The sequence below is a fragment of the Sphingomonas crocodyli genome (assembly GCF_004005865.1).
GTDB lineage: Bacteria > Pseudomonadota > Alphaproteobacteria > Sphingomonadales > Sphingomonadaceae > Rhizorhabdus > Rhizorhabdus crocodyli.
In genome coordinates this window covers 853821-878067 of sequence record NZ_SACN01000001.1, presented here as the reverse complement: position 1 = coordinate 878067, position 24247 = coordinate 853821, and the positions used below count along the sequence as shown (strand labels likewise).

19 protein-coding genes and 1 tRNA gene are annotated in these 24247 nt (G+C 62.0%); 11 read left to right on the top strand and 9 right to left on the bottom strand.

Translation table 11 applies throughout. The features are described 5' to 3' along the window. Window positions 1-87 precede the first annotated feature (87 nt). A complete protein-coding gene (locus EOD43_RS04150) occupies window positions 88-318 on the bottom strand; it encodes a hypothetical protein (RefSeq protein ID WP_164857084.1) in 231 nt (76 codons plus the stop codon). Window positions 319-749: 431 nt separating this feature from the next. Here EOD43_RS04150 and EOD43_RS04145 point away from each other — a divergent pair, with 431 nt between their 5' ends. From EOD43_RS04145 to EOD43_RS04125, 5 genes are all read left to right on the top strand, one after another. Then, window positions 750-956, top strand: coding sequence for a hypothetical protein (locus EOD43_RS04145; RefSeq protein WP_127741363.1), 207 nt, complete (start codon window positions 750-752; stop codon window positions 954-956). A gap of 125 nt (window positions 957-1081) precedes the next feature. Continuing rightward, entirely contained in the window at window positions 1082-1552 is a 471-nt protein-coding gene (locus EOD43_RS04140; RefSeq protein ID WP_127741361.1) for a hypothetical protein, read from the top strand. A 614-nt stretch (window positions 1553-2166) separates the two neighbouring features. Then, complete coding sequence (locus EOD43_RS04135) at window positions 2167-2748, top strand: RNA polymerase sigma factor (protein ID WP_240653069.1); 582 nt, start codon at window positions 2167-2169, stop codon at window positions 2746-2748. Between the two features lies 1 nt (window position 2749). Then, window positions 2750-3742, top strand: a complete 993-nt coding sequence (locus EOD43_RS04130; protein ID WP_127741359.1) for a FecR family protein — start codon at window positions 2750-2752, stop codon at window positions 3740-3742. Further along, window positions 3702-6053 carry a TonB-dependent receptor gene (locus EOD43_RS04125; protein WP_240653222.1) on the top strand — a complete coding sequence of 784 codons (2352 nt, stop codon included), beginning with the start codon at window positions 3702-3704 and terminating at the stop codon, window positions 6051-6053. The genes EOD43_RS04130 and EOD43_RS04125 overlap by 41 nt, the downstream gene beginning before the upstream one ends. 41 nt (window positions 6054-6094) lie before the next feature. Here EOD43_RS04125 and EOD43_RS04120 read toward each other — a convergent pair whose 3' ends face one another. The 4 genes from EOD43_RS04120 to EOD43_RS04105 all read right to left on the bottom strand — a co-directional run bounded on the left by EOD43_RS04120 (window position 6095) and on the right by EOD43_RS04105 (window position 10642). Then, entirely contained in the window at window positions 6095-7261 is a 1167-nt protein-coding gene (locus EOD43_RS04120) for a glycosyltransferase family 2 protein (RefSeq protein ID WP_127741355.1), read from the bottom strand. A 19-nt stretch (window positions 7262-7280) separates the two neighbouring features. Further along, complete coding sequence (locus EOD43_RS04115; RefSeq protein ID WP_127741353.1) at window positions 7281-8507, bottom strand: Rossmann-fold NAD(P)-binding domain-containing protein; 1227 nt, start codon at window positions 8505-8507, stop codon at window positions 7281-7283. A gap of 125 nt (window positions 8508-8632) precedes the next feature. Further along, the gene (locus EOD43_RS04110) at window positions 8633-10015 is read right to left on the bottom strand and encodes a lipopolysaccharide biosynthesis protein (protein ID WP_127741351.1); all 1383 of its coding nucleotides are present in this window, start codon (window positions 10013-10015) and stop codon (window positions 8633-8635) included. A gap of 108 nt (window positions 10016-10123) precedes the next feature. Then, window positions 10124-10642 carry a hypothetical protein gene (locus EOD43_RS04105; protein WP_127741350.1) on the bottom strand — a complete coding sequence of 173 codons (519 nt, stop codon included), beginning with the start codon at window positions 10640-10642 and terminating at the stop codon, window positions 10124-10126. 459 nt (window positions 10643-11101) lie between these two features. Between EOD43_RS04105 and EOD43_RS04100 the strand changes: the two genes are divergently transcribed. After that, on the top strand, window positions 11102-11920 hold the full coding sequence (locus tag EOD43_RS04100; protein WP_127741348.1) for a hypothetical protein: 819 nt from the start codon (window positions 11102-11104) through the stop codon (window positions 11918-11920). 129 nt (window positions 11921-12049) lie between these two features. Here EOD43_RS04100 and EOD43_RS04095 read toward each other — a convergent pair. Next, window positions 12050-12125 (bottom strand) — tRNA-Thr (locus EOD43_RS04095). Window positions 12126-12259: 134 nt separating this feature from the next. On the opposite strand from EOD43_RS04095, the gene EOD43_RS04090 reads away from it, so the two are divergent. The 3 genes from EOD43_RS04090 (at window position 12260) to EOD43_RS04080 (ending at window position 19009) form a co-directional block, all read left to right on the top strand. Then, the gene (locus EOD43_RS04090; protein WP_127741346.1) at window positions 12260-13501 is read left to right on the top strand and encodes a PAS domain-containing protein; all 1242 of its coding nucleotides are present in this window, start codon (window positions 12260-12262) and stop codon (window positions 13499-13501) included. Between the two features lie 258 nt (window positions 13502-13759). Further along, window positions 13760-18403: an NAD-glutamate dehydrogenase gene (locus EOD43_RS04085; RefSeq protein ID WP_127744614.1), complete on the top strand. Its 4644-nt coding sequence runs from the start codon at window positions 13760-13762 to the stop codon at window positions 18401-18403. A gap of 6 nt (window positions 18404-18409) precedes the next feature. Continuing rightward, window positions 18410-19009, top strand: coding sequence for a YdeI/OmpD-associated family protein (locus tag EOD43_RS04080; RefSeq protein ID WP_127741344.1), 600 nt, complete (start codon window positions 18410-18412; stop codon window positions 19007-19009). A 4-nt stretch (window positions 19010-19013) separates the two neighbouring features. Here the strand turns inward: EOD43_RS04080 and EOD43_RS04075 are convergent, their stop codons facing one another. Beyond that, window positions 19014-19535, bottom strand: a complete 522-nt coding sequence (locus EOD43_RS04075; protein ID WP_127741342.1) for a hypothetical protein — start codon at window positions 19533-19535, stop codon at window positions 19014-19016. Window positions 19536-19693: 158 nt separating this feature from the next. Next, entirely contained in the window at window positions 19694-20254 is a 561-nt protein-coding gene (locus tag EOD43_RS04070) for a YqgE/AlgH family protein (RefSeq protein ID WP_127741340.1), read from the bottom strand. 25 nt (window positions 20255-20279) lie between these two features. On the opposite strand from EOD43_RS04070, the gene EOD43_RS04065 reads away from it, so the two are divergent. Continuing rightward, window positions 20280-21245: a glycosyltransferase family 2 protein gene (locus tag EOD43_RS04065; RefSeq protein ID WP_127741338.1), complete on the top strand. Its 966-nt coding sequence runs from the start codon at window positions 20280-20282 to the stop codon at window positions 21243-21245. A 186-nt stretch (window positions 21246-21431) separates the two neighbouring features. After that, window positions 21432-22880, top strand: coding sequence for an AMP nucleosidase (locus EOD43_RS04060; RefSeq protein ID WP_127741336.1), 1449 nt, complete (start codon window positions 21432-21434; stop codon window positions 22878-22880). Window positions 22881-22970: 90 nt separating this feature from the next. Here the strand turns inward: EOD43_RS04060 and EOD43_RS04055 are convergent, their stop codons facing one another. Continuing rightward, complete coding sequence (locus EOD43_RS04055; RefSeq protein WP_127741334.1) at window positions 22971-24173, bottom strand: GGDEF domain-containing protein; 1203 nt, start codon at window positions 24171-24173, stop codon at window positions 22971-22973. Window positions 24174-24247: the final 74 nt, after the last annotated feature.

Genomic DNA, 24247 nt, shown 5'->3' with positions numbered 1-24247 from the left:
TTGATCGATGCAACCAAAGTGCTTGATCAATCAGGCGATCGCCCTCTCCGCTACAAGCGCTGTGCCGCTGCGTGATTATGCCCGCCATTAGTCGACGGTCATCCAAAGGATCGGCCAGAAACTAACTGTGAGCAGGAAAGCGAGCCCTGCTGCTATTTTTTGAGGACATCCGCAGAGTGCTAACATCCACCACAATATCGATATTGGCAGAAGATATGTTGCCGCCTGTTTGATGATCCAAAAGCCGAAAATCCACCAAGCAACGGGGATCGATACCGAGCTAAGCTTGGCCTGCTTGACAGAGGGCGTTTCGAGCATCTGATCCAAAAAACCTGCGTGGTCGTTGGCGCGCAGGAAGGGTTATCCTGCCACCACGCCCTAAGACGTCGCGCAGCACGCCAACCTCAGCTGCAATTTCGCGCTGCGCATAATCTTTGGTCGCGAACGATCAGCGCGCCCCCTCAATCTCTCCGGTAACGCCATTGGATGCTGGACCTCTGATTTTTGACCCGTGCGGAAGGACCGAGGGTAGCAGATGCTACGCCCGATCGTGCTGGCGGCCCTCAAAATAAAATTTGGAATCCAACTGAGGCTTTGCCGTCGCATTGGCGTCAATCCCCATACGCTGGGAGATATTAGGTGCGCTGCTCGACGATTACGCCTTTGCCGTTGGAAAAGTTGCACCGCCCAGAGAGCCGCATCATCATTTGGTCCCAGCAATGCGATGACCTACGGCTGGCGGCAATGTGATGCGCCCACGTCGTCTTTGGGTCCAACTCGTCGCGATCATCGTTGAGCAAGCGATCGTCCTGCTCGTTCCAACTTTCGTGACTTGGTGGATCATGTGGCAGCTCGGCTGCACGCACATGATCGCCGCCTTATTCGCTTTCTTTATCGGATTCGTCATCTGGGCTGCTGTGTGGAGCGCTGGAGAAGTCAGCGATCAACGTGAATAGCAAGCCAGCCGCTTTGCAGAACGTCGCAAGTTGCAGCGCTAGGCAGCAATCGAGCCACTGTCGACGAGGTCAGCACGCCTGCGCAGACCTCGTCGACAGTCTGGTGGCCTTTGATGGAGGCAATCATGCTCATCGAAACCAGATTTCTCATCGACGTCGATGAGCGGCAGCCTTGGCGCGCGATCTCGACGATCGAGGCTATGAATAGCTGGAACGCCTTCGTACGATTGAAGTCGCTCGACGCTCGCGGCGAAGCGATAAGCTATCAGCTCACACTCAATTCTGTATGGGGCAAGCGCGCCGAACTGCTTGGCGTTGTGGAGATCGAGCGCAATGACCAGCAGGTGCGATTGCTATGCACTCTTCCAGGCCTTCGTCTGAGCGAGGTTTATGCGATCAAGCGCCTCCAAGGCCGGCTGTGGCTGACCCATTCCCTGTGTGTGACCGGTATCTTCGACCGTGTCTTTGGTTGGCTCGTAGAGCGCCGACTGCAGCAGATTATCCACCTGCAGAACCATGCTTTTGGCGATTTTTTATCAAGGACGCGTAAGCCTGGGGGGCTTCGATCGGTTCCCGGTGGAAAGCACTTTCAATGATGAAGCCATTCGTCCACCGACGAGGAATATGGGGCTTCGGGCTGCTGTTAGCCTGCCTGGCTCTCAGCTCACTCTACGCGCTCTGGTCGGCCGAACAGCGAGATAAGCAGTGGCAGCACGGTGCTTCGGAACGGTTTGGTCATTCCGCACTCCAATTTCTCCTCAGGCCAGGCGAGGTTCGTGAAGCGACTGTCGATTTATGGCCCGGCCAAGTTGTCCGCTATTTTTGGACGACCAATGGGGTCCGCATCGAGTTCGAGGTTCACGGTCCGGATAATCGGCGGCTGGGATTCGCCAATGGAGATGCAGCGTCGCGAGAAGGCGCGCTGAAAGCTCAGCAGGCCGGCCCCTATAATTGGCGTTGGCGCAATCATGGCCTGTCTGCCGCTATCATAACTGTTGAAGCCACCGGCCGTTTTCGAGCTTTCGGATGCTATGATCTAGAAAATCGTGAGCGATCGCCACGCGCGTCCCCAGACTTGAAGTCAGCCTCTGCCGCCACGCACTACGGGACTGCGGTTTATTCTCAGCGTGCCGTCTAAAATACAAATGATCGAACTTTCCCTCGATGCGCACCATGAGCCTGCGCCTTGGATGCCTTTTCGAACGGGCGCATGGGTTCGATTCACGTCAGTTCACGCTCGATGATCCGCCAGGCTGGCATGGGCAAAACCCCGTTGAACGGACTGGAGGCTGTTTACCACGCTGAACGACCGAAGATTTTGCGGCTTCTCTGCGCTCGAACCGGAAGCGACGCAGAGGCTGAAGACATTCTGCAGGAGCTTTGGATTAGGGTACGCCAGCCTTCTCAGGGGCCCATCGCCAATAGTCTTCCCTATCTTTACCGAATGGCGCAGAATCTCGTTGTCGACAGGCAGCGTGAAGTTCAGCGTCGCGCCAAGCGCGAGCGTCAATGGCTCGACCAGCACTCGACCGGTGCGGCAAAGGGAGGGGAACCGGCTGACAGCTCGCCCAATCCCGAAGACGCGATCCTTGATCGCGAGGAAGGCGCACGACTGGTTGCAGCATTGGAAACTTTGCCTCCAGGGGCACACCAAGTGCTCACCTTGCATAAGGTCGATGGGCTGAGCCACGCTCAAATTGCAGATCGGCTTGGTATCTCCAAAAGCGGCGTCGAGAAGCATATGGCCGTAGCAATGAAATATCTGCGTAGATCAATGCTGGGAGGGTATTGAAATGCGCTGGTTCAGATCTGGCCGCGACCGGCAAGAACGTGGCGAGCCCCTGTGGGAACGCGATGACCCCATCACGCAGCAGGCAGTCGCCTGGCATGACGCGCTAAGGCGCGACGACGGCGATTGGGATGCTTATATCCTTTGGCTTGAGGCCGACCCCCGCCACAAGGAGGCCACTGACCAAATCGCGCAACTTCACGCTATCATGGACTCGCATAAAGATAAGTTGGCACAAGAATTTGATATCGAAGCACCGCGCATTAAACGGCCGACTATTGTACGTTCAGGGATGGTCGTTGGGGCACCGGCGGTTGTGGTGGCTTGCCTTATGTGGGTGGCCAATCCTTGGCTTGCGCCGCGTGACGCAATTTATGCAACCGGTCCAGGTGAGACGAGCAAGATCGTCCTAGCTTCGGATATGGTTGTCGAGCTTGCACCGGGCAGTCGGCTGGTCGTGAACGAGAACGACCCGACCAATCTCGAGTTAAGCGGCGGCGAGGCCTTGTTTCGCGTAGCGCACAATCCCCATAGAATGTTGGCAATCCGGCTGGGTGGTTTCGTCATTCGCGACATCGGCACCGAATTTTCTGCAAACGCCGCGCAAGGCGCAATCATGGTCGCCGTGGCCGAAGGCGATGTCACCGTGGCACGCGATGGCGCAGACACGTCGGTCGCACTCTCAGCCGGACAGCGCCTCGTCGCGCAGCGCAAAGGCAACGCCGTCATATCCAACATAGATCGAGCGCACGTCGGAGCGTGGCGGCGGGGACAGCTTGTTTATGATCGGGCGCCACTGTCTATCGTGGCGGCAGATATTTCGCGCTACTCAGGCCGTGATGTCGTCGTCGCCGATTCCCTTAAGCCGCTTCTCTTTTCTGGTGTTCTCGCGATCGGCGACGGATCGAAGCTGGTGCATACGCTCGCTGGCCTCATGGCGCTGCGGTATAGCGTTGATGGCAATCGCGTCCATATCGATCCCGCTTCCGGGAAATGATGGTTGTGCTGCCGCCAATCTCGAAGCACCTCCCATCAGCATTCCCGCAGGTCCATTGCGGACAAGCCTGGATATATTGGCGCAGCTGACTGGAGCATCTGTCGGCGCCAGCGGTGCGTTGCCATCTATTCGAACCAGACAGGTGACCGCCGCGCGCAGCACGGAACAAGCGCTAAATATCATGCTGCGCGGCAGTGGTTATCGCGCAGTCGCAATCAACCCACAGGCATTTCGCATAGAAAAGGTCCCGCCGCGGAGACAGACGGATTTCGCCAGCCGTGCTCAGGCCGCGGCGGACCAAGCCCCGCGCGACGAAACCGCACCCGAAAGATCGACCATCGTCGTCACAGGACAAAAACGGCTTCAGCAGATCAACACGCTTCCGGTCTCGGTGGCGGTCCTGTCGCTTGATCCGGACAAAGATCCCCGACGGATTCTGGATAGTCGCGATGTCGCACTTGCGATCGAAGGCCTGGCATTGACCAATCTTGGGCCGGGCAGGAATCGCCAGTTCATCCGGGGCGTCGCCGATAGTCCCTTCAACGGGCCAAGCCAATCGACCGTGGCAATCGTGCTCGACGGCGCCCGCATCAGCTTCGACTCCCCCGATCCCAACCTGCGCCCCATCGATCTGCAACGGATTGAGGTTTTAAAGGGGCCGCAAGGACCGCTTTACGGCTCGGGAGCGCTCGGAGGCATCTACCATCTGGTAACCCGCAAGCCTGATCTGTCCCGGGCTACAGCAGATCTGCGAACGACCGCGCAGATTGCCCGTGGATCGCCTGGCGCCGGCATCGAGGCAGTGGCCAACCTACCCGTCGTCGAAGACCAATTTGCCGTTCGAGCAGTCGCCTATGCACAAAGTGAGCCGGGGTGGATCGACATTATCGATGGACGTCGCAACGCCAATCGGACCTGGACACGCGGCGGACGGCTGGCGGGACGGTGGCAAGTAGTTTCCGATTGGACAGTTGACCTGACCGGCGTCGGGCAATCCATCCGGGTGAGCGATGCGCAATATGTCACGCTCGCCGATACGGCAGATGACGACGATGTCGATCTGGAGCGTCCGCTGAAGGAACCATCGCACAGCCGCTTCCTCTCAGCGGCAATGCGGGTGGAAGGAACTTTGGGTCGATTCCGCATCGTTTCATCGACCAGTTGGGCCGATCAACATCTCGGAGCCCGGCTCGACGCGACATCCGCGGCTGATCAGTTCGGCCTGACGGGACGAGCTACGTTCGACACAACCAGCAAATATTCGGTGTTCAATCAGGAGGTCCGGATCACGCCTGGCGACAATGGGCGATGGATTGCCGGCATTTCCTATTTAAGCGCGCAGAGCCATGCCATTGGCACGATCATGGCGTCGGGCAACGCTCCTCAACTCGTCGATCGCGCCGACCGCAATGTCAATGAACTCGCGGCCTTCGCTGAGGCGACTGTTTCGGTAGCCTCTCGTCTGGATCTGACTTTGGGCGGCCGCATCTTTCGCACCAAAGGGCACGACGAGCTGCTGGAGAAAGACGATGCTCGATCAGAGCCGATAGCGGAGGTCGCCATCTCACCGAGCCTTGCTTTAGCCTGGCTACCCAATGACCATAGTGTAATCTTCGCGCGCTTCGCACAATCATTGCGCCCAGGCGGGCTTACCTCTCTGAGCCAAAGCAACAACGGGCGCTTCAAAGCCGACGAATTGACGACATTTGAATTGGGTAGCCGTTGGCACCCTAGCAACCGAAAATCACTGTCCGCGAGTATTTTCCTAACCGAATGGCACGATATCCAGTCCGATTATCTGCTTCGCAACGGCATCGTCTCGACACGGAACGCCGGTGACGGGCGTATCATTGGAGCGGAGCTCTCGGGTGAATGGCCTTTGAGCCGCCGCGTTTCGATTTCGTCGGGAGCAAGCATGCTCGACGCCGAACTGGTTCGATCAGCACTCGGCCCCTTGGCTAGAGATCGGCGCCTCCCTGTTACCCCTTGGCTGACCGCGCGAACGGGCGTGCGTGTTGATCTGCCGATTGGACATTGGCTAGGAAATCTGGCGGCCCAGGCTAACTATACAGGTCGATCCCGGTTGAGCTTCGATGAGGAGCTTGATCGTCGGATGGGAGGATATTTCCAAATGGCGCTGGCTGCAGGCCTGCGCCGCGGGTGCCTGAATATCTCTGCGCGGATCGACAATCTGTTCGACAGCGAAGCCGACACCTTCGCTTTTGGCAATCCTTTCGCGATCCGCGAGACCCGCCAATATACGCCGCTTCGACCGCGCACTTTCTCCTTGTCGCTCGCTCGAGAATGGTAGCCTTGCCGCGCCGACTTGACGGTGATCGTTGCGCTGGATCCTCAAGAATGTTGGTAAGCGCGCCTTCGTTCCACACCGTTTGTCAGAAACAAACAAAACCCCAGAACAAGCCACCGACCCGGCTTACCCCTGCGCAGATGGGCACGGTTTAGATCTCCGAACGACATCGGGGAGACCGCTTCCATCCGCGCGCGAAAGCTTTGTAGGCGGGCAATTATCGTCCCCCAGCTGTCACGACCCAAGCGCGTGCTCAGCATTCGCCAGCAGATCTTGGTGAACTCTTTCGCGCAAAATTGCGCCATCCAATAATATGTGGTTGGCCCAAGATCGGGCAAGGAGGTGCGCACTGCGTTCGTGAAGCCGGTCAGCGCCATCGCTATGTCGCTGTTCTTCTCATCGTCGAACCGACCGCGGGTACGGGACATGATCCCCGTAATGCTGTTCGGTCTTACACGGTAACGAATCCACGAGCTCGGGACATAATAGAAGCTTCGAGCGCGCAATAAGAGAAGTGGCGTTGTCGCCATGTCTTCGAAGCAGCGGCCGACGGGAAATCGCAGATCGTCACCCCACAAACCTCGCCGCGCAATCTTCGACCAGCTATGCATCCGTCTGCTCGCAAAAACGCCCAGAAGCAGGGCCTCTTGGTCGGTCGAAAACGCGCGCTCGGTACCGACGAACGAGCGAATATCCTTCCCCGACTTTCTGTAGTCGCACAGGATCAGATCAGGAGAGCAGAGTTCGATCAACTGGCGCAATTCGGCCAGCGCTCCATCCATGATTTCGTCGTCGGAATCGACGAACCAGACATAGTCGCCGCGGCTATGATCCAGCATCGTGTTGCGCGCCGCGCTGAGCCCGCAATTGGCTTGGTGCCGGAGAAGCCGGAATATGCTGCCGCGCTCGGCGCAAATCCGCTCACACAGCTGAAGCGACCCGTCGGTTGATGCATCGTCGAGCAGAATGACCTCAACCCCGCCGTCCGGAAGCTGCGACGCAAGCGAGGCGATACAGTCCTCGAGATAAGCCTCCACATTGTAGACCGGGATAAGGATGCTGAGCCAGAGCCGGGTTTCAGCAACGGAGTGAACGCCACTCTCGTCGATCGGCATCATCAAAGATGGAGAATGGTTGAGGGTCTTAGATGCAGCGGTCAGAGCCACCGGCACTGAGGTTCTACCAATACCCCGTTGAGCATTGTCTTTCATCGGTCCGCAGCCAGCGAAATCATGTCATCGAGAACTGTTGAGAGCGCACATCGTAAGTCGGTTCTGGCCGGCGCACCTTGCAAGGCATCTCTGCGTAAGACGCCAATGCCATCGAGGCTCGCTCCACCGAGCTCAGCTGAGGATTGTGGTCCATCGTGTATCCAAAGAGCCTATCTTGTGTCGGGCGATAGCTCTCCGCGCGCTCTCGCCACTCGGGCAGAAGCGAAGTCAGGCTTCTGATCGTCTGGCAAACATCGCCATTTTCCCAAAATTCATAGGGCAGGCGCGCACCGACTTTTGTCTGTCGTGCCGCATCAAGAAAAAAGCAGGCACCTCGCCGATGAAGGAACTCATAGACCTGGCTGCTCACATCTCCGATATAGACATGAGCCGATCGCGTGTAGCTCATGTCGAAGAGGTTCTGTCCATCGACATCGACGATAATATTCGACGCTGCTAGATATTTATTGGGAATATCAGGTCGGATTTTCCCTATCTTATATTCCAATGAGAAATGAAATTTTTTCCGGAATAGCATGACGTGTGGTGCGAAAATAAGATTGTATTGCGGATTTTGAGAGAAATACTCCAATATTTCGATACCCACTTTGTACCAGGACGACAAAAAGGGGTCGAAATGAGGATTGTATAAAAAGACCGGCCGATCGTTATCGAAAAAGCGCCGCCACCCTGCGTTCGGGACGGTGTCGAATTTGGGATAGCCGATGATGCGGCACTTTGCGGCTGGCACAATCCGATGACGCACCATTTCATCGACCAATTTCTGCCCGCTAAGAAGCATCAGATCGAACTCAGCAAGATGGGGATGATAGGCGACATTTCGGTCCCCCGAACCATGCGGGACATAAACGAAACGTGGCGCTGCATCGCGAAGTTGCCGGCGCACCCGCAGACATGTCCGCTCGGTCGAGACAACGACGTCCACGCCCGCGAAGAGGTCGAGATTGTACCGCAATCGGGCGAGCCGAAGCACAGGCGCCACTTTGTTGATGGATGTGAGCCTGCGCTTCACATTGTTCGGGATCTCAAGCGAACGCCATTCGATCGCCTGATGCGCTTCGGGCGGAACCATTGCCGCGACAGCGTTTCGAATAGCCTCGACACCCGTTGCGATGACGACTTGGATGTGCGGCGCCTGTAGCACCAACTGTCCAGCGATCCCCGCAATATGCGCTGCTTGATGCGCTGCGTCATGGTTGAAGAGAAACAATATGCGCGTCTTCATCGGGCCGTGATCTCCCTGGGCAGCAGCCCAGGTCGGCAGTGGACGAGTTGTCCTCGCACCACCGATCTAGCACCCATGCCTGGTCCGGCCCTAAGACGGCACCGCGCGAGCGCACCGCAGTCGCCTCAGGAAGATTTGCCCTCGCGTAAGATTGCAAGACTGGCGCCAAACAACAGGAGCAGCCCGAAGGTTTCGGCGGCAAACTTCGCCCAAGCTGCGCCAATCGCGCCCATTATCGGCAGCATAAAGTATGTGGCAGCAATCAATGCCGCTGCTCCGGCGAACCTTATCAGGATGAGGGAGCCCGCCCGCCCACTCGCCATCAACATAGGCTCGCAATTGGCTGTCGCCATCTGAAGGCATGCCGCCAAGCTGAGAATGACAAGAAATGGGTAGGCGCCGGCAAATTCCTGCCCGGATATCAACAGCAGGACGGGTTTACCGAGTAGGACGATGATCGGCACCACCACCAGAAAGAGCAGGAGCATGATCTTCGTGAGACGCGTGTATAGTGGGATTACCCCGCGGATGCCCTCGCGTGCATGGGCATTTGCCATCTCGGTGTAGCTGGCAAGGCTAACGAAACCAGCCAAGAGAGTGATCGATTGTGCAACCTGATGTGCGAGCCGATAAAGGCCGACCTCTGACGCACCAGCGAAAAATCCCACCAACAACACAGGCAATTGCTGCGTGACAGTATAGGTGACGGTGCCGAAATTGCTTGCAAACAGCAATGACGGCAGTCCGTCATTTTCGGACCATGCAAGCATCCAATGCCGAGCCGAGACCTTGCCATGAGCGAGACGGAACGATCGGCATGCAAGCCACCAGAAAACCAGCGTACTCGCCATCTCTGATCCGGCCCATATGAGCAGAAATGCCGGAAGGGACGGATCGGTAAAATATGCCGCAAGACAGCCAAGCATCTTGAGCGTCGGCACGACGGCTTCGGCGAAAAATGCCCACGAAAATTGGGAATGGAGCCGTAAGACGCCACGCGGCACGTTGCGGATCGAAAACAGGAAGATGCCGGCATAAGCGAGCGTTGGCAGAACCAAATCAGGCGCCAAGCCAAAGAGATTTGCACCAAAATAGAGAAGCAGAGCTGCCAGCAATAAGCTCGTCGTGGCCATCGCCAGATCGGCGATCGTACAAAATCTGATCAGACGCGCGAGCCCGACGGCGTCGCCGCGGTGGATATGCTCCTGTCCATATTTGACCAGCATTTGCCAGATGTTGAAGTTGAGCAATGCCTGGAGGATCAGCGTGGAGCTCAGGATCAGGGCGAAGGAGCCATAGGCCTCCACCCCGAGCGCGCGGGTGAGGAGCGCGAGATATAGCAGGCTCAATATAGCGCCATATCCTTTGCCGCCCACGATCCAACCGAGGTGCGTGACGATCCGCGCGAAAGCGGGCATTTTGCCCGGACGAACGGCCTCTGCCGCCTCATCTGTCCCGCTGCGGTCCGGTGCAGTTTCGCTACCGCGCATGAATGGGGCCGGGTCCATGTGATATTCCTTGGCCCCTAAAAATCGGGAGAGAAACCCGCTCTAGCGCGGTCGCAAATAGGTCGAGACCAAGGGCGCCAACCCCTGTGTCGAAATGCGTGGCTCGCATTAGCCCCGCTTACAAGGCGCAGCGGTATCGGGTGATGGAACGCCGGTGGCGGCTGCAATGAAATCCAGCGTGAAAAACGCATAGTCCTCCGCAACCAACGCCACAGTCTCATCGACGAAAAACTCTTCAGCGCAGCGTTCTAATCGGTCGATATGCTGTCCAACATCCGCGCCATCGGCTGAGCCAGACCGAAGCGGCTCGAGCGCAATCAAATATCCCAACAGCGCGCCGATCGACGGATTGATGGAAAGCCTGCGTGCCAACAAATTGAGCGCCTGATGGAGGACCGCCTCCCGGTCGCTCAGCGACGGCAGGGCCTCAGATCGATGCCACCCCCATGCGTCTTGGAAGGAGAGTGTCAATTCATTCTGCGACACTCCCGCCTTGGAACAGAATGACGGACTAAACATGACCGGTCGCCGCAGTTCGAGCGCGTTCAGGTTATGCAGCAGTTTAGATTGTCGAGGCGCAATCCGTCGCAGAATGTCGCGGAAAGCGTTGAGAGGCTGATATGTCATCGATTGAAACCGGCTAAACTGGATTGGCCCCTTGTTGGCGAAAGGGGAATGATTTGGATGCCGTAATATGACGGCGACACTCTCCGAGAACCGCAGCTTGGATTCATCCCGATCCTTTCATTCGGCGCTCGCATTCCCGATGAATGAAACACAGCTCTCCAGCCAAATCGCTAATTTGAATATCTAAACAGCCATTCTGGCTTGATCGACCCGGCACGATCTCATCGAGACGGCAATGAACGCCGTCAAAATTCTGACCGCGGCCCGCAGCCTATTCTCGGTACATCGACAACCTCTACAGAGGTCAGCTGTCGGATAAGCAGTCGCCAAGCCAGCGTTGCGACCCGCATTCTCGACGACAACTCCGTGTCTCAAAGCCGCCAAAGCGGATCATCATCGCCATCGCCAGATGCCGCCATTCTAAATACATTTGTTGGGAGATCTGACCGATGAACTTGTTTGGCATTGCAGCCCGAATGCGTTGAGCTTCATATCGCGTATATCGGGGCGGAGAGAGTTCGCGCATATCGCGAACTAGACCCGTCACTCGGTAAGCCCATTCTGGTCGTTTTCAGCGAATTAAGCTCCGCCACGCAAGCCTGGGCACAAGATCAGTATGACATTGAAATTTGGGACGTCGACATTCTGCGAGAGCGGGCGGCGCAGTTCCCGGAGTTGGCCAACCGCTTCGAGGCTTTGACAGGGTCCGTCACAGACGAACCTGTGCCACAAAGCGCAGAGCCCATCACCCACAAGCTCCAATCAGAATTGACTGAGCATGTCCGCGACAACGTGCTCACACCAACCCAATATGAAGAATTGTGCATGCGCGTTTTCATGCATCTGTTCGATCCGGATCTGTACGGCTTTGCGAAACAGGCATCGACTAGCGATGGTGCAAATCGGTACGACTTCATTTGCCGCATTCGGCCCGGAAACCCGTTTTGGGACGGGCTGCGTGCCGATTTCCGAACGAAGGCGATTCTGTTCGAATGCAAAAATTATGAGGGGCAGATATCCGCTGATCAGGTCTACTCGACCGAAGGCTATCTGTTCGTTGGCGCGTTGCGCACGGTCTGCCTGCTCATTTCGCGGCTACCGGCGAAGGACTCTGCAATACGCGCAGCCCAAGGCGCCATGCGAGAAAGCGGAAAACTCATCCTCCTGCTGTCTAATGAGGATCTGATTCAGATGCTCGAGTTGCGATCGCAGGCCGGAGCCGCAGAAAATTATCTGGATAAAAAGATCTGGGATTTCGTCATCAGCCTACCGCGGTGAAGCAAAAGTGGCGCCGCCCGCTTGCATGAGCACCGTGACCGCCAACTGCGACATGCGGGAGCGAATGAGGGAACGGAAAATTATCAAACCTGATTTATCGTTTAAAAACAATAACTTATCAGGGGATAATGGTGCCGCTTACAGGACTCGAACCTGTGACCCCCGCATTACGAATGCGATGCTCTACCAACTGAGCTAAAGCGGCCCGGGGACAGGGGGCGGCCATTAACAGCGGTGGAGCGCCCGCGCAAGCGCCCACAGGCGTTGCCCTGCAGTTTACCAATCCTCAACCCGATCCGAGTCATCTGGCCGGCAGAGAATCGCCGGGGAATCGGGACTATGGAAGATTATCGTTCGTGGGGCGCAGGATCGGCCGAGTGGGATTTCCCGGTCGCAGACGAGCCGTGCATGGACGTGCCCCCGATGATCGGCACCGATGAGCGCCGCATGCATGTGCGCGCCTACGAACATTGGGTGTCGCTGCTCGACGGGCGGTCCTATCCCGCGATCACCGATCTCGACGCCGCGATGCTGGGCGAGTTCGGGCCGTACAGCACCCTGCTCGATTTCTCGATCGACGCCCGCAATCCCGCGATCACCTTCCTTGGCCGCGCGCTGCGCGAAGAAGGCGATCTGGACGGCGATCTGGAGACGATTTCGGATGTGCCCGCCGGATCTTTGCTGTCGCGGCTGACCGATCATTATGACGAGGTGCTGCGCAATCGCGCGCCTGTCGGCTTCGAGGCCGAGTTCACCAACAATCGCGGCGAACCCACGCTCTATCGCGGCATCCTGATGCCCTATTCGTCGAGCGGCGAGACGATCGATTTCGTCCACGGCGTGATCAACTGGAAGCTGGCCGAGGAGACCGATCTGCCGGCCGACGTCGTCGCCGCCGTCACCACCGCCTTTGCCGGCCCCGCCCAGCCGCTGCCCGAACCCGAAGAGGGCGCGATCGACTGGGCCGATTTCGATGCCGAGGATGACGAGATCGAGATTCGCATCGAGGCGCTCGTCCAGGATGCGCGCGATCATGCCGCCGCCGCCCGTGAGGGCGAGGAGCGCGGCCGCGCCTCGCTCTACCGCGCGATCGGCCTCGCGCACGATATCGCGCTGGCCGGCGACGCCGAGCCGGAAACGCTCGCCGCTTTGATCGAAAGCGCGGGCATCGCCGCCCAGGCGCGCGCGCCGATGACCCCGATCGTCAAGCTGGTGTTCGGCGCGGACTATGATCCCAAGCGCGTGACCGAATATGCCGCCGTGCTCACTTATGCCCGCCGCGCCTGCCTGGGGGCGGGCATGGTCGAGGCGTGGCTGACGCAGTTCGAAGGCGGCATCAAGGGCGTGGTCGCGGCCGAACGGCTCGAACGCCGGCCTGCACTCAAGACCGATCGCGCCGGCCTCGTCCGCCAGCGGCTGCGCTCTGCGGCGCCCGTCGCGACGGTGGAGATCGATGCGGAGGGCGGGGATTTCGTCCTGCTCGTCGCGCGGCGCGAGGCGAATGGCACGCTCGCCGTCGTCGCCCCCGCTCCCGCTTCGGCCGCTCTGGTCGATCGGGTGCTGCGCTCGATCGACGGCTGAGCACTCCATCCTTCACGTCACCCCGGACGATCCGGGGTGACAAACCATAACGCCCGCGAAATGTCGCGCGACGCGTCTCTGGCCTAACAAGCTTTCGCAATGCCTTAGCCGCGCGCACGACCGTTGCGAAATGCACGGTTCGCCCCACGCGAGCTTGTTACGCCTGTCGCACGGGTCCATATGGAACCCCTTCGAACGCCAGCGCGCTTAGATGCGCGGCTTTCCGAGGAGTGGACCAGCATGGACGTTGCCGAACCGATGACCCGGCCCCAGGATTCCGCACTTTCTCCCGAACTCGTCGCCCGTTTCGCCGCCCTTCTGGGCCGTGGCGCGCTGCCCGGCGAGACCGAGGGGATGGGCGAGGCGGAGATGAACGCCGCCGCCGCTTTCGCCGCCGAAACCGCCACGCTCAGGGCACCCGGCGTGCCCGCCATAGCGGTGCAGAGCGTATCGGGCAGCGCCACCGATCGCGCGATCCGCATCGTCATCGTCAACGACGACATGCCCTTCCTGGTCGATTCGGTCGCCGGCGTGCTGACCGCGCACGACATCGAGATTCGCCGCCTGCTCCACCCCGTCATCGCGGTGCGCCGTGATGAGGCCGGCCGCCTGACCGACATCGTCGACGATGCGGCGGGCGAACGCCACGAGTCGGTGATCTATATCGAGGCCGATCGCATCGATGCGCGCAATCGCCGCAATCTGGTCGGCGAACTCGAAACCACCCTCGCCGAAGTCCGCGCCGCCGTGCGCGACTGGCAGGTGTTGCAGGTCCGGCTGCGCGACGATGCGGAGCGGTTGCCCGATGGCGAGGGTGCGGCGCTGCTGCGCTGGTTCCTCGACGGCAAGATGACCCTGCTCGGCCACCGGATCGAGGGGCGCGACGGCAAGGCGGCCGCCGATGCGCAGGGCGTGCTGCGCGTCAGCGATACGGTGCTGTGGTCCGACAGCGCGCGCGCCGATGCCTTTTCGTGGTTCGAACGCGGGGGCGCCGCGCCGATGCTGGTGAAGGCCGATGCCGTCACCAACGTCCACCGCCGCGCCGCGCTCGACATGATCGTCGTGCCGGTGCGCGACGGCGGCACGATCACCGGCCTGTCGATCCATGCCGGCCTGTGGACCAGCGCCGCACTGCGCGCGCCGACCGAGGCGATCCCCGTCCTGCGCGGCACATTGAAGGCGCTCGACGAGAAACTGCGCTTCGATCCGCGCGGCCATGCCGGCAAGGCGCTGCGCCATGCGATGGCCGAACTGCCGCACGATCTGGCGCTCACCTTGGCGCCAAGTGCCACCGAGCATGTCGTCCTCACCGCCATGTCGCTGGCCGATCGCCCGCGTCCGAAGCTGGAAATGGTGTCGTCCGCACTCGGCCGCCACCTGATCGCCTTCCTGTGGCTGCCGCGCGACCTGCTGACCACCGGGCGGCGCGAACAGATCGGCGCGATGCTGGCCGAAGCGACCGGCGGCGCGCTCGCCAGCTATGCGCTCCAGCTGGGCGACGGCGATCTCGCGCTGATCCGCTACACGCTCCATTTCCCCGAAAGCTCGGTCCTGCCCGATGTCGCGGCGCTCGATCAGCGCATTGGCGAGATGCTGCGCGGCTGGGAACCGGCGGTCGAGGCGCGGCTGGCCGAGTTCCTGCCCGCGCGCCGTTCGGCGCGTCTGGCGATCGATTATGCCGCCGCCTTCCCCGCCGCCTATCGCGGCACGGCGACACCCGCCGACGCCGCCGCCGATATCGCGCGCCTGATCCAGCTGGACGACGAAGCCGGCCGCAACGTCCGCATCTATGATGACGAGACCGAGGGTGACGCCCGCCTGCGGCTGAAGATCTACCGTCGCGGCCCGCTGATCGCCTTGTCCGAAGCGGTGCCGGTGCTGGAGAATTTCGGCTTCCGCGTGATCGAGGAAATCCCGACCGCGCTCGAGGGCATCGGCCATATCCACGAATTCCGCGTCGAGCTGCCGAGCGTCGACACCGCCATCGCCTTGCTCGACCGCACCGACATGGTCGAAGGCGCGATCGCCGCGACGCTGGAGGGCCGCGCGGAGAATGATCTGTTCAACGCGCTGATCGTCACGATCGGCCTCGCCCCGCACGAAGCCGTGCTGTTCCGCGCCTGGTTCCGCTATCTGCGCCAGACCGGCTTTGCCTATGGCCTCGCCACCGCCGTCGAGGCGCTGACGATCGCGCCGCAGGTCGGCCGCGACATCATCGGCTATTTCCGCGCGCTCCACGATCCCAAGGGCCGCGACGACAAGAAGGCCGAACAGCTTCACGATGCGATCGAACAGGGGCTGAAGGGCGTCAGCGCGATCGACAATGATCGCATGCTCCGCCGCTTCCGCGCGGTCGTCCGCTCCACCCTGCGCACCAACGCCTTCTCGCCCGCGTGCGAGGAAGCGCTGGCGTTCAAGATCGATTCCAGCGGCATTCCGGGCCTGCCCCAGCCGGTGCCGTGGCGCGAAATCTGGGTCTATTCGCCGCGTGTCGAGGGCATCCACCTGCGCGGCGGCCCGATCGCGCGTGGCGGCCTGCGCTGGTCCGACCGGCGCGACGACTTCCGCACCGAAATCCTGGGCCTGATGAAGGCGCAGGTGGTGAAGAATGCCGTGATCGTGCCGACGGGCGCGAAGGGCGGCTTCTATCCCAAGGCGCTACCCCCCGCGTCCGATCGTGACGCCTGGCTGGCCGAAGGGACCGAAAGCTACCGCATCTTCATCCGCGCGCTTCTGTCGGTCACCGACAATATCGAGGCGGGCAAGGTCGTCCATCCCGACAAGGTCGTGATCCGCGACGGCGACGATCCCTATTTCGTCGTCGCCGCCGACAAGGGCACCGCCACCTTCTCCGACGTCGCGAACAAGATCGCCACCGATCGCGGCTTCTGGCTGGGCGACGCCTTCGCGTCGGGCGGCGGCTATGGTTACGACCATAAGGCGATGGGGATCACCGCCAAGGGCGCGTGGGTCTCGGTTCAGCGTCACTTCGCCGAAATGGGCGTCGATGTTCAATCGGACGTGATCCGCGTCGTCGGCTGCGGCGACATGTCGGGTGACGTGTTCGGCAACGGCATGCTGCTGTCGAAGACATTGAAGATCGTCGCGGCCTTCGATCACCGCCACATCTTCCTCGATCCCGATCCCGATCCGGCCAAGAGCTGGGACGAGCGCAGCCGCATGTTCGCGCTGCCCCGGTCGAGCTGGGCCGATTACGATACCAGCCTGATCTCCGAAGGCGGCGGCGTCTTCCCGCGCGACATGAAGGAGATTCCGATCTCCGCGCAGGTTAGGCAAGCACTCGGCATCGACGCCGACACGCTCGATCCCTCCGCGCTGATCGCCGCGATCCTGAAGGCGAAGGTCGACCTGCTCTGGTTCGGCGGCATTGGCACCTATGTGAAGGCCAAGAGCCAGACCAATGCCGAAGTCGGCGATCGCTCGAACGATCCGCACCGCGTCGATGGTGAGGATGTTGGCGCGCGCGTGATCGGCGAGGGCGCCAATCTGGGCGTCACCCAGGCGGGCCGCATCGCCTTCGCTACCAAGGGCGGGCGCATCAACACCGACTTCATCGACAATTCGGCCGGCGTCGATTGTTCGGATAACGAGGTCAACATCAAGATCGCGCTCAACCGCGAGATGCAGGAAGGCCGCCTCGAGTTCGAGGATCGCAACCAGTTCCTCGCCAGCATGACCGACGATGTCGCGCATATCGTTCTGGAGGATAATCGCCTCCAGACGCTCGCCCTCTCGCTCGCCGAACGCGGCGGCGCGGACGCGGTCGCGGCACAAACCCGCGTGATCGACACGCTGGAGGCCGCGGGCCGCATCAACCGCGTGGTCGAAGGGCTTGACGGCAACGATCTGCTGCTGCGCCGCGCGCAGGACGGCCACGGCCTCACCCGGCCCGAACTGGCGGTGATCCTGAGCCACGGCAAATTGTCGCTGCAGGACGCGATCGAAAATAGCGACGTGCCCGCCGATGCCGCGCTGACGCCAATGCTCCACGATGCCTTCCCGCAGCCTATGCAGGATCGCTTCGCGGCCGCGATCGACGATCATCGCCTGCGCCCGCAGATCATCGCGACCAAGCTCGCCAACCGCGTCATCAACCGGCTCGGCCTCGTCGGCCCGTTCGAAATGGCGGAGGAAGAGGCGGTGTCGATGGCACAGGTCGCCGCGGCTTACGTGACCGTCGATCGCCTGTTCGATATCGAAGCGATCTTCGAGGCGATCGAGGATGCCAAGCTCGACGAGCAGCCGCGCCTGACCCTGTTCGAGGTGCTGGGCGCCGCCGCGCGCGCGCATGTCGCCGATCTGCTGCGCAGCCTCGATCCGGCGGCCGAGATCGGCGCACGCATCGATCTGCTCAAGCCCGGCCTGTCACGCCTCGACAAGGAACGCGACACGCTGCTCAAGGCCGAGGCGGTCGATCTGTCGCGCAAGCTGCGCGAATATATCAGCGCGGACGGCGTCGATGCCGACCTCGTCGAACGGATCGCCCGCCTCGCCGAAATGGAAGGCGCGATCGGCACGGCTGCGCTCGCCAGCGAACTCGCGGTCGACGAACTCGACGTCACCGATGCCTATGTGACGCTGGGCGAAGCGCTCGGGCTCGACTGGGCGAAGGCGGAGGCGGCGCGCTTCCGTTCGGGCGACGCTTGGGATCGCCTGCTCGTCGCCGGGCTGGTGCGCGAATTCGGCCAGTTGCGGCTCGATTTCCTGGGCAAGCATGGCCGCAAGGATCCGATCGGCGCGGTGCGCGAATGGCTGGGCACGCATGGCCCCCGCGTCGCGCAGTTCCGCGAACTGGTCGACCGCGCCCGCATCACGGCCTCGCCCAGTGCTGCGATGCTGGCGCAGATCGCCGCGCAGGCGCGCCGCCTGCTGGCGCGGTAGGGGATCGTGCCGGCGTTCGTCGTAAACCCCGACAAGGTTCGCGAGTTCGCCGACGCGCAGTCCTTCTACGATTGGCTCGCCGGGCATCATGGCAGCGAGGACGAACTGTGGATCAAGATCCACAAGGTCGCCTCGGGCCGCCCGTCGATCACGCCGAAGGAGGCGATCGACGTCGTCCTGTGCTGGGGCTGGATCGACGCGATCCGCAAAAGCTTCGACGCGACCAGCTATCTCCAGCGTTACACTCCGCGCACCCGCAAGAGCATCTGGAGCCAGATCAACGTCGATAATGTCGCGCGCCTGATCGCCGAAGGGCGGATGACCGAACATGGCCTGCGCGAAGTCGAAGCCGCCAAGGCCGACGGCCGCTGGGACAAGGCCTATGGCAGCGGCAAGGACTTCGTGATCCCGCCAGACCTTCAGGCCGCGATCGACGCCGATCCCGCCGCCCGCGACATGCTGGGCCGACTGACCGAGAAGAACCGCTTCGCCCTCGCCTTCCGCATCCACAATGTGAAGACCGAGGCGGGGCGCCGCAAGAAGATCGCGACCTTCGTCGAGATGCTCGCGCGCGGCGAGACCTTCTACCCGCAAAAGGCGCGCTGACGCCTTACTTCGCCGCCGTCACCACGGCCGACGTGCCCGCCGATGCCCCCGCCGACGCCATCGTCTCGCATCGCCCACCGGGCAGACGCGGCGCGATGCCGGCGCGGTCGGCGAGCAGCAGCAGCCCTTCTTCCGAATTGGCCATCATCGCCGCCTCGGTCGCCAGCGCACGGGCTTCCTCGCAGGTCGTGCTGTTTGTCTTCGACGCGCCATAAGCGTTGGCGAGCGAGGTGGTGAAGCGATCATAGGCGCTCTGCCCGCCCACCGGCCCTTCGCCGCGGATGAAGAAGGTCTTCAACCGTGTGTTGATCGTGCCGATCACGGTGCGATTGCCGCCGACGAAAGCGTTATATTCCTTCGTCAGATCGACGTGGATCACCTGGCATTTCAGCGTGCTGACCATCAGCTGGCTTTGCAGATCGCGGATCCGCGCCGCGGCCGTCTGCTCCGGCGACCAGCATGCCGCCCCGGCTGGCGCACCCGCCAGCATCGCGACCGCAACGGCCGCGCCTACAACTTTACGCATGTACAAACCCCCGCCACTCGGCCCACCACGCGGCGCGCCCGATGCAAACGATCGTTTACAACGGTTAATGGCGTCCTGCCTGTAACGGTGAAATTGCGACGAAGCGTTTGTTTTCGTGTTGGTTTGTCGCCTAGTGCACAGCCTGGATGTTCACCAGGTCACGCCCGGCCGCTTGTCGCCGCCAGCAGGCTCGGATCGATACCGGTCGATCGCATCGCCGCCTCCCATCGATCGCCCGGTGAGCAGCCGAACAGGATCGAATCGTCACCCCGAGTCGCGAGCCAGCCGTGCCGCCGCATCTCGCCATCGAGCTGCCCTTCGCCCCATCCGGCATAGCCGAGCGCGACGAGCCACTGGTCCGGGCCGGTCCCTTCCGAAATCGCGCGCAGCACGTCGAGCGTGGAGGTCAGGCCCCATCGATCGGCGACGCGAATCGTGTCGCCGCCATCCCAGTCCATCGAGTGCAGCACGAAGCCGCGCTGCGGCTCTACCGGCCCGCCGACATGGATCATCGCATCGGGCGCCACGCCCGGTTCGATGTCCACCTGCTCCAGCAGACCGTGCAGCGTGATGCCCTGAATCAGCCGTCCGACCCCGATTCCCAAGGCCCCGTCAGTATCGTGGGCGCACATCGCGATCACCGCGCGTTCGAAGCGCGGATCGCCGATGCCGGGCAGAGCCAGCAGATATTGGCCCGCGAGAGAGGCTGGCGCATCCATGATGTCGATTTTATAGATAGGTCCAATGGGGACGCAAATATCGGACGCCGGGGAGGCCGCTGCGGGGACGCCTGCACTGTCGGTCATCGTCCCGGCCTATGGCGTGACGACGATGCTCGCCGACGCGCTCAATTCGCTGCGCGCGCAAACGCGTGACGATTGGGAGGCGATCGTCATCGACGATGGCGATGCCCGCGTGGCTGAATATTTCGAACCCTTTTCGGGCGATCCGCGCATCCGCCTGATCCAGACCGACAATGGCGGACTGCCCACTGCGCGCAATCGCGCTATTGCGGAGGCGCGCGCGCCTTTGATCTCGCTGCTCGACGGCGACGACACCTATATGCCGCATTATGTCGCGCGGATGATCGCGGCGATCGAGGCATCGGCCAAGCGCGGCCTCGTCAGCTGCGACGCGACCTATTTCGGGGAGGATCGGGTCGGCGAACGCTTCTCCGCCTATGTGCCGCAAAAGCCGCCGGTCAATCTGGGCCGGCTGATCCGGCGCGAGTTCAACGTCTTCATCTGCGCGATCATGCGGCGCGATGCGGTGCTGGCGGTCGGCGGCTTCGATCCCACGCTCAAATCGGCCGAGGATCTCGACCTGTGGCTGCGCCTGGCGGAGGCCGGCTGGGAGGTCGGCTATGTGCCAGAAGCGCTGGCCCGCTACCGCCGCCGTCCGGGGCAGATGTCCAGCAACGTGCCGGTGATGCTCAAATCGGCGCTGACCGTCTATTCGCGCGCCGCCGAACGGCTGGGCGCCCGGCCCGAGGCGGGCGATGCGCGCATTATGTGCCGCCAGACCGAACAGGCGATCGCTGCCGAAGAAGGGCTGGGCCGCATCCGCGAAGGCGCGACGGTGGAGGGCGTCTCGATGCTCCGCAGCGCCGCCGTCCACGAACGCAGCGCGCGCTGGCGGATCGCGATGGTCCTGATCCGCGCCCTCCCCTTCCTTGCGGGTCCGCTGATCCGCTTCCGCGACCGGGTGTGATGCCGCCCCCGTCCGGGGGAGGATTGATCGACGGGCTGACGCGCGCCATATTTTCGTGTAAGGAAAATTCTCACGACGATGCGCGTGTTCCGCAAATCGTCGCGATAATCCGTCAGAGGAGTTCGGCAAGCCGGCGACCGCAGGTCGATCCGAACCCCTCGGCGCAAAAGCAGAACAGGAGTTTTGATGGCATCAGATAAAGCTACCCACATCGTCGCCCAGCTCGACGACCTCTACCGGCAGTCGGTTTCGCGGCTGCGCGCGGCCCTCACCCTCTACATTCGTGAAGGCCAGCGCCCCGATCCCGAAGCGCGCGCCAGCGGCGCCTTCACCTATCCCGAAATCCGCATCAGCTATGATGGCCTGCACGATCCCGGCCCGCTCGGCCGCGCTTATGGCCGGCTGTCGACCGCGGGTGATTATGCGATCAGCGTCACGCAGCCCGCTTTGTTCGGCGACTATCTGGCCAGCCAGATCGACATGCTGATCGACGATTTCGGCGTCGAGGTGACGGTCGGCCCCAGCGCCCACGAGATTCCCTATAACTTCGTGCTCGACGCGGGCGACGATCTCGATCTGACCGGCGCCGCGCCAACCGAGCTTGCGCGCATCTTCCCGTCGACCGAGCTTGCCGCGATCGGCGACGAACTCGCCGACGGCCTGTGGCTGCAGGATCCCGATACACCGCGCCCGCTCGCCCTGTTCGATGCGCAGCGCGTCGATTTCAGCCTCGCGCGCCTGCGCCACTATACGGGCACGCCCGCGGGCCACACGCAGAACTATATCCTGTTCACCAACTATCATCGCTATGTCGACGAATTCGTCAGCTGGGCGATCGATCAGCTGAACGAGGATAATCGCTACACGATGCTGTCGGGCGCGGGCGGGGTCGAAATCCGCCCCGGCGATCCCGATCCGCACCGCGTGATCGCCGACAGCGCGTGGCGCAAGCATCAGATGCCGGCCTATCACCTGATGGCGGACGATCATTCGGGCATCACGCTGGTGAACATCGGCGTCGGCCCGTCCAACGCGAAGACGATCACCGATCATCTGGCGGTGATGCGCCCGGCGGCGTGGCTGATGATCGGCCATTGCGGCGGCCTGCGCCCCAGCCAGCGGATCGGCGACTATGTGCTCGCCCATGCTTATCTGCGCGACGATCACGTCCTCGATGCCGTCCTGCCCCCCGAAATCCCGATCCCCGCGATCGCCGAGGTGCAGAACGCGCTGACCCACGCGGCGGAGATCGTGTCGGGCGAAAGCATGGAGCAGTTGAAGCTGCGCATGCGCACCGGCACCGTCGTCACGTCGGACGATCGCAACTGGGAACTGCGCTACACCGCCTCCGCGCTGCGCTTCAGCCAGAGCCGCGCGGTCGCGATCGACATGGAGTCCGCCACGCTCGCGGCCCAGGGCTATCGCTTCCGTGTCCCCTACGGCACGTTGCTGTGCGTGTCGGACAAACCGATCCACGGCGAGATCAAGCTGCCCGGACAGGCCAACCGCTTCTACGAGCGCGCGATCGCCGAGCATCTCCAGATCGGCATCGCCGCAGTCGATCAGCTCCGCGGCGAAGGCGCCCGCCTCCACAGCCGCAAGCTGCGCGCGTTCAACGAACCGCCGTTCCGTTGATCGTCATCCCGGCGGAGGCCGGGATCTCAGGAGAGATGCGCGGAACTAGAGACGCCTGAGATCCCGGCCTCCGCCGGGATGACGGAAAAGTTAGGCGATGTCGCCGGTAAGCGCCTTCGCGCCGCCGGCGGCTTCTTCCATCACCTCGGCGCAGGTCACGCGGTCGCGTCCCTCCACCTTCGATCGATAGAGCGCACGATCGGCGCGGGCGAACATGCTGGCCAGCGAGGTGTCCCCCGGGCGCAGCCCGGTGACGCCGAAGCTCGCGGTCAGCGCGATCCCCTCCGGCCCTGCGACCGGCATCGCCGATACGTCGCGGCGGATGCGTTCGACGACGTCGAGCGCGTCGCTGGCATTGGTGTTGATCAGCAGCAGCGCGAACTCCTCGCCGCCCACGCGGCCGACAAGGTCGCCGCGGCGGACCATCCGCTCCATGCGGGTCGCGAAATGCTTGATCGCGCGGTCGCCGGCATTGTGGCCGTAGCGATCGTTGACCGCCTTGAACCGATCGATGTCGGTGACGACGAGCGCGAGCGGCTGGCGCTGGCGCTGCGCGTTGCGGATCGCGCGCTCAGCCGCTTCCTCGAACCCGCGCCGGTTGAAGATGCCGGTCAGCAGGTCGGACACCGCCAGCGAACGCATCCGTTCCGCCAGATCGGCGGCGACGAGGAACACGGTCGCCAGCCCCACGCCGACGAAGGCAGGCGGATAGAGAAGGATCAACGTGAGCCGGAACGCCGCCAGATCGCCGCCGCCGCCGTCGACGCCCTGGCGCAGGCCCATGCCCGCCACCACGAAATCGAGCGCGGCAAACAGCACCAGCATCACCACGGTCGCGCGCTCGGGCGTCGTCGCGGTGCGGATGCTGCTCGTCACATTCGCCGCGCTGACCGCCAGCATCACCCCGCTGAAGCACAGCCACGTCGCGTCGCGCAGCCCGCGATGCGGATAGACGACCGCGAACGCCACCAAAGCCGCCGTCGCCAGCGTCAGCCCGGCATAGATCGGCACCCACGCGCGCTCATTCCCCGCGCGCTGCAAATAGCCGACCGCGATCAGCGCGTTCGACGTGCAGGTCAGGATCGCGATCGCGGTGAAGAAATAGGGATTGGCCGTGAAAAAGGTCAGCATCACGAAGTTGACGAACCACGCGACGAAGGCGACCCCATAGGCGCACGCCCATACGGCCGCATGTTGCGGACGCGCAAAGTTGCGCCAAGCTACCGTAAGTATCGCCGCCAGAACCACTGCAATGAATTGCAGGTTCACGACATTGATTTGTGCCGCGTTCATGCCACCCTTCGACCGCTGCCGGACGTCCTGCTCGTCCGGCTCCCCCGCCCGTTTCGGCGCAACTTTATTAGAAT